The organism is Asaia bogorensis, from assembly GCF_900465345.1.
GTDB classification, from domain to species: domain Bacteria; phylum Pseudomonadota; class Alphaproteobacteria; order Acetobacterales; family Acetobacteraceae; genus Asaia; species Asaia bogorensis_A.
In genome coordinates this window covers 1-6,584 of sequence record NZ_UEGO01000007.1, presented here as the reverse complement: position 1 = coordinate 6,584, position 6,584 = coordinate 1, and the positions used below count along the sequence as shown (strand labels likewise).

Below are 6,584 nucleotides of genomic sequence, written 5' to 3'. Positions count from 1 at the left end.
GCGCCATGAACACATTGACCTGAAGAATACGGGGTGCCTTGTGTCCGAAAGACGGCGGCCTTCCAAAAACCGGTTCCGCCTGCTGGGTCAGAATCCGCTCCGGGGCGTAAAGATCCAGCGCAGTTGCTCTTGCGGTCTCTCCCATACGCTCACGCAGCGCAGGATCATGGGCCAAGGTAAGAAGTGCATCGCGCCATTCCTCGGCACTACGCGCAAGCATACCGTTCTCTCCGGTCCTGATAACGCGCTTATAGGTGTCGGTCGGTGAGCAGATGGAAGGCAAGGACAGTATCGCCGCCTCGAGGAACTTGATGTTGCTCTTGCAGTCGTTGAACAGAGTGTCCTCAAGCGGTGCAATGGCAATGTCAGCCTCGGAGAGGGCTTCGAGATAGGCTGCATAGGACAGCTCATTGACCCGTCTCACGCGAGGGCCAAACTGGGCAAAGCTGGTTGAGATCTTGAGCGGCCCGATTAACAGAAGCTCGAGACGCGGTTCCGCTTTCATGGCCGCGATCAGCCCCGTTTCGGCGATCTTGAAATCCATGTCATGCGCCCGGCTTCCCGAGCCGTAGCATATGACGATGCGGTCATTGCCTCGAGCCACCCGGTTTGCGAGGATGCGGCTTGCGACATCCAGCGTCTGGCTATCAAGCGCGTTTTCGAGAATCAGAACATCCTCGATGCCAATCTTGCGCATCTCCTTGGCAAGAGCTTCGGTCGAGGCCATGCCACGGCCGCAGGCCTGAAGCGCACGCCGATAGAGGTCTGCGAGATGGTAAAGGGCCTGACGCTCGGAGTTATCCAACGTATCTAGATTGCGGTTGCTGCGGTATAGAGCCTTGCTAAACAGCAGGTCATCGATTTCCCAACGTGGCTGTAAGCCGAGACGCTTGGCCTCACTGATGAGTGACAGGACCGAGGCAATGCCGGGGACGCGATAGAAAAGGACATGTGTTGCGACCTGAAGGGCTGAGAGCGCTTCACCGCTATCCTGCCAATCCACGATCTGGACGGTCCAGCCAAGCTTTCGCATCAGTTCCGCTTTTTGCGTGACGCGATATTTGGTGCATTGCTGGAGTCCGAGATCGGCGATCAGCAAATAGTGAGGACGCAGAAACCGGTCGGCCCGTGGTGCCGGCCGACGCATGATCTGTTCCTGGCGCTTTGTCGGAACGAAGAGCGGATCGCCTGCCTGATCACTATGACGTGAAAGCCTGCGTTTGACGCGTCCGATGTCGATAAAGCGACTCATCGCCTTAAGAAAACCTTCGGTCCGGTAAGAATCCTGCCACTGTTCCCATGCTTCATTGAGCGGTACGCCGCGTGGCAGGCGCCCCAGTGTGAGGGCACGAACCCAGCGCAGAGGCTCCATCATGCGCCAGGAGAGTGAACGACGCATAAGCTTGAGTTGCTGATTGCTCAGACGCAGTTCAGCCTGGAGTGAGTCCGCGCGGGTGGTCGCCAGATAGGCAGAGGCCCGCAGCGCCTCGATCGAAGCTTCAGTATCGTCAAAACCGGAAGATGTCTTCGTGTTGGTAAAATCGTGCAAGACGTGCTCACTCAGGGATGAGTTCGGGATCGGCCGGATCTTGAAGGCCAGACAAGTCTATAAACGAATTTTACTATCTGGAAAAACAAAGGCCCGATCCATCGGATCGGGCCTTCGATTAGTCAGCTCTCGTAATCAGGATCAGCTTTTAGCTGATGACGATGTTCGAAGCCTTCAGATCAGTCACGCCAAGGAACGTGACCTTCATGTTGTTGTCCAGCTGCAGCGTGGTGTTGCCACCGGCTACAGTTGCCGTAGCGAGCAGGTTCTTCACGGCCTGATCGGCATCGGCGGGCTTGTAGTTGTACATGAAGAACATGTTGCCAGCAGCGCTGCCGAAGTCGGTGATGGTGATATCACCGCCATTGTGGCCAGCCAGCACGCCGAAGGTGTTGGCTGCACCATCACCACCGGTCACGGTTGCGAAGCTGTCACCATTGGAGTTCTCGAACTGCGTGCCGAACACAAAGTGATCGGAACCCGAGGTGCCGATAACCGTGTTGTTGCCTGCACCCGTCCAGGCTTCGAGCGTACCCTTGGAGGAGGACGCGTCGATATACTGGCTGCCTGTGGTGCTGGGCTGGTTCGCCGTAAACAGCGCGAGACCGTTGGTGTTGACATTGGCGTGCAGGTCGTTCGCGCCCCAGATCGTGCCGAGGCCAGCATTGATCGAAGTGTTGCCCGTGCCGGAGATAAAGCGCAGGGCACCCGAGACGCTGATCGACTGGTCACAGCCGTGATAGACCTGCAGGTCGCCAGCAGCCGAGATGGTGTCGCCGATAGCGCCAACGATCGTGCCGGTCGCGCCTGTGAAGTTGACGGTCGACCCGGTGCCACCAAAGACCGTGCTGTTGATACCGACCGAGATCTGGCTTCCCGACAGGGCGGCGTCAACAACCAGCGAGTTGGACTTGAGCGTGACGATCGAATTGCCGCCAAGCAGGGTCACTGTGTCGGACGAGTTTTCGACGCCTGTGATGGTGTCCTGACCTTCCGACGCCACGAAGTTAGCACCCGAGCCCAGGGTGATCACGTTCGCGCCGTCACCGGCACGGATGTTGTTGACGCCGTTTGCTGCAATGATCGTGTCATTGCCATCGCCTGTTGCGATCGTCCAGTTGCCCTTCTGGCCTGCGGCATCGAACAGGTTATTGCCCATGGTGGCGACGAACGTGCCGTTGTAGCTGCCAGCATAGAAGCTGACCGACCCCGTATTGCCCGCGAGGACCGAGAGGTTGCTGGCCGTGACGCCCGTGCCATCAACCGTAACCGGTGAAGCGAGGGGCGCAGCAGGGATAAGCGTATTGGGGGAGTCAACGGGCGCACCCTGCGTACCGATGACGAGATTGGTGTAGTTGCCCTGCATCGAGAAAGCGCCGCCAGTGGTGATGACACCCTGGATGACGCTACTGTTTGATGAGGGGCCTACGTTCGATCCGGCGACGAGATCGACCGTGGTCAGGTTTTGTTGCTCGTACGCATTGAAAATCTGTGTCGCATAACTCGAAGCGAGTGTCTGCATCCGAGCCCCTTCCACAGTGACCTGAACAGACATTCCAGACGAACCAACTATTGTTACGATCGCCATGCGATCATCTCCTTTTTATTTTTCTGAAGGCTCTGAAGACGTATGCTGTTACATGCCGTCCGCCCCTTAAAGCCTTGGCGGGCGGCATGGCTGTGTCGTCTGGCAAGACCCGGGTTGAACACCAACTTTTTTATGAATGTCTTAACTTGCACCGCGAGTCAATAAAACTGCTGTAATGGAAATAATTCGACATCACCTGAATCAAGACCCACATGATGGGAGTGGCATATCTCGTGAAGATATCATTTGAAATCATGAGATATGATCTCGATTTTTTGATATACGTGTTTCTGTTTGGATAATCACATGATATCCTGATTTGGTGATCAATTTACGGTGATGAATACATCATTTGAAATAATAGTTATTCCGAAGCATGGCGATATGGGCCGAAACGTAGTGAGGCAAAGGCGTGCTCATCTGCCCTTGTCTCTGCGGTTTTGTTAATAACAACATACCTTTGGTATTTGATGGCGGGCGGGCTCGAGAGCAGCCTGGTGACGGCCAAGAAGCTGTTTTTGCAATAAATATCAGCTGAAATGTCATGACCAGACGAACCGGACCACGATAGCTATTTGTTAATTATCAGGAAAAACTAAATATATATGAAGATTTAGTGATCGATTATCTTCCCATGATGTGATGATCCCGGGGGAATCCGCCGAATCCCCCTCGGTGGATTTCTAGAGTTTCACAGCCTCGATCTCGGCCAACCATGCTGCGGCTGTTCCATCCGAAGGCGCGCGCCACTCTCCACGAGGCGACAGGCTGCCTCCGGACGATAATTTGGGGCCATTAGGCATCGCCGAACGTTTGAACTGGCTGAAGGCAAAGAACCTTCTGATGAAGAGCGTTAGCCAATGACGTATTTCTGCGGAATCGTAGGCGATGCGACGATCGGCGGGATAATGGGCAGGCCAGATTCCGCGATCCTTATCCTCCCATGCCTGCATGGCCAGAAAGAGGATCTTGCTGGGTCGGAAGCCATGACGAAGTGTATAGTACAGATTGAAGTCCTGTAGTGGGTAGGGACCAATCTTTTCCTCTGTCTTCTGTACACCTTTCTCGTCTGCCGGGACGAGTTCAGGGGTAATTTCGGCAGAAACGATATTTTCCAGAACAGGAGCAATATCCGGCCCCAGGTCTTGCTGCCTCGCCAGCCAGCGTATCAGATGCTGGATCAGGGTCTTTGGCATGCCGGCATTTACATTATAGTGCGACATCTGGTCGCCGACACCATATGTGCACCAGCCCAATGCAAGTTCCGACAGGTCACCTGTACCGATCACGATGCCATTGCACTGATTGGCCAGCCTGAACAGGAAGTCTGTGCGTAAACCGGCCTGCACGTTCTCAAACGTGACATCATGCACGGCTTTGCCGGTGGCAAAGGGGTGATCGATGGTTCCGAGCATCTGCATGGCGGTCGGGCGGATGTCGAGTTCGTGCGCCTCGACCCCCAATGCCTTCATCAGATCGTGTGCCAGGGAAAGACTTGCCGTGCCAGTAGCGAAACCGGGCATGGTATAGGCGTGAATGCGATTGCGGGCCCACCCCATCTCATCGGCTGCACGCGCGGCCACCAGCAAGGCAAGCGTCGAATCCAGCCCACCTGAAACACCAATTACCGCGCGTTCAACACCGCTTGTTTCAAGGCGCTGTGTCAGGGCTCGCACCTGAATGGTCCAGGCCTCATAGCAATCCTGGTCCAGGCGTGCCTCGTTTTCGGGCACGAATGGAAAGCGGGGTACTGCACGATGAAAACCGATATCATGCTCAGGAGGGCTGAGTATCATGTCAATACGCCGCCAGTACCGTTGCTCCTGCGCTCGGGCACAATCATGGAAGCTGCCCATGCGCAGGCGTTCCTGACGTAGCAGATCGAGATCAATATCGGCGAAGGCGACCTGGGCTGTTTTCGGGAAACGTGCGGACTCACCAAGAAGGCGACCAGATTCATAAACCGATACCTGCCCGTCCCATGCGACATCGGTTGTCGATTCCCCGGCGCCTGCTGCCGCATAGACATAGGCACAAAGAGCGCGTTGTGATTGCGCACGGCAGAGCAGATGGCGATCCTCTGACTTGCCGATGGTGATCGTGCTGGCTGACGGATTGCCGATAACCGTGGCTCCTGCCATGGCCATGGCCGTGCTCGGCGGGCTTGGAACCCAGAGATCCTCGCAGATCTCTATACCGAGGGTGAAACCAGGCAGATCATCGGCTTCGAAAAGAAGGTCGGTGCCAAAAGGCACGATCTGATCACCGATCCTGATCGTTTCCTGCCCTATGCCGGATCCCGAGACGAAATGCCTCGAATCATAAAACTCGCGGTAATTGGGCAGATACGACTTGGGTACTATGCCAAGGATCCGACCGCGTTGCAGAACGACCGCACAGTTGAACAGTCGTCCTCGCTGAACCAGTGGTGCTCCAACGACAATGAGACTGTTCCAGTCTTTCGACCGGTCGGCGAGCGACAGCAGCGCCTGCACAACGCCTTCGAGGAGAGCATCCTGTTGCCTCAGATCATCGATGGCATAGCCGGAAAGGCACATCTCCGGGAATACGGCGAGCACGGCACCCTCCTGCGCACATCGGCAAGCCAGCGCGAGGATCTGCTCCATGTTATGCTGTGGATCAGCGAGACGAACGGGGACGGTACAGGCCGCGACACGCGCGAAGCCATGCCGGTAAAGCGATCGGAACGTGCTCATGGGATCGTCTCCTGTCATATCGTCAGGCTGGTCTGGAGCCTGTATTTCCTGTGCGTCGACATGGTGCCCTGAACCCGGTGCGTCGGGGGCGGAAGCCTGACCAGAAACGTCTTTCCTGATTAAATTACAAGGGCGAGCCTTGAGCCGCATGAACCGGCAGGGCTTTCGTCCGTTCACGACCCATCAAGGATCATGACGATTATGTTATGTTCCCAATTGGAGTCATCGTCATGGATCTGCTGCGCTGGACTATCGTCTTTCTGATTCTTGCTCTTCTGGCTGGTGTCCTCGGCTTCGGCGGTATTTCGGCCGACTTCGCATCGATCGGCAAGATCCTGTTCTTCATCTTCCTTGTGCTCTTCGTCCTGAGCTTCGTCTTCGGCAGAGGGCGCACGCGCTGAGGGTAGGCCTCGCAGCCTGAAAGCAACCCGTCTGACCGCGCTGTTGGTGGGTTGAAAAAGAAAAGGGCGGGGAGACGATCCCCGCCTTTTTTTGTGCATGTCGCCTGGAAGGGCACTCAGTACCCGCCGGGATAGGGGTCTCCGGGATAGGCATATCCCTGCTGCGGATCACAATTGGCATAGCCACCACAGGCATAGGTGTATGGGGCTGCCGCATAGGGCTGCGCATAATAAGGCTGCGCAACAGCGGCGCCTATGACAGCGCCCGTTGCAAGGCCCAGGCCCAGGCCGCCCCAGCCTGGTCCACCATAGCCGACACGGCCGTAACC

Annotated in this window: 4 protein-coding genes and 1 pseudogene; 1 reads left to right on the top strand and 4 read right to left on the bottom strand. The window is 56.2% G+C overall.

Going from position 1 to position 6,584, the window contains the following annotated elements; genetic code table 11:
• From ED655_RS03345 to ED655_RS03335, 3 genes are all read right to left on the bottom strand, one after another.
• A partial coding sequence (locus ED655_RS03345) for a glycosyltransferase family protein (RefSeq protein WP_122048996.1) occupies window positions 1-1,549 on the bottom strand: 1,549 nt, incomplete at its 3' end.
• 148 nt (window positions 1,550-1,697) lie between these two features.
• Window positions 1,698-3,071: a calcium-binding protein gene (locus ED655_RS03340; protein ID WP_240993470.1), complete on the bottom strand. Its 1,374-nt coding sequence runs from the start codon at window positions 3,069-3,071 to the stop codon at window positions 1,698-1,700.
• A 749-nt stretch (window positions 3,072-3,820) separates the two neighbouring features.
• Complete coding sequence (locus ED655_RS03335; protein ID WP_122048994.1) at window positions 3,821-5,854, bottom strand: NAD(+) synthase; 2,034 nt, start codon at window positions 5,852-5,854, stop codon at window positions 3,821-3,823.
• Between the two features lie 230 nt (window positions 5,855-6,084).
• Here ED655_RS03335 and ED655_RS03330 point away from each other — a divergent pair, with 230 nt between their 5' ends.
• Complete coding sequence (locus ED655_RS03330) at window positions 6,085-6,255, top strand: DUF1328 domain-containing protein (RefSeq protein ID WP_122048997.1); 171 nt, start codon at window positions 6,085-6,087, stop codon at window positions 6,253-6,255.
• A 116-nt stretch (window positions 6,256-6,371) separates the two neighbouring features.
• On the opposite strand, the pseudogene ED655_RS03325 reads toward ED655_RS03330, so the two are convergent.
• Window positions 6,372-6,584: pseudogene (locus tag ED655_RS03325) on the bottom strand (hypothetical protein); the annotation flags it as partial.

Excerpts from the sequence above, each read along its gene's own strand:
- ED655_RS03340 (WP_240993470.1), bottom strand. The coding sequence starts at position 3,071 with ATGCAGACACTCGCTTCGAGTTATGCGACACAGATTTTCAATGCGTAC.
- ED655_RS03335 (WP_122048994.1), bottom strand. The coding sequence starts at position 5,854 with ATGAGCACGTTCCGATCGCTTTACCGGCATGGCTTCGCGCGTGTCGCG.
- ED655_RS03330 (WP_122048997.1), top strand. The coding sequence starts at position 6,085 with ATGGATCTGCTGCGCTGGACTATCGTCTTTCTGATTCTTGCTCTTCTG.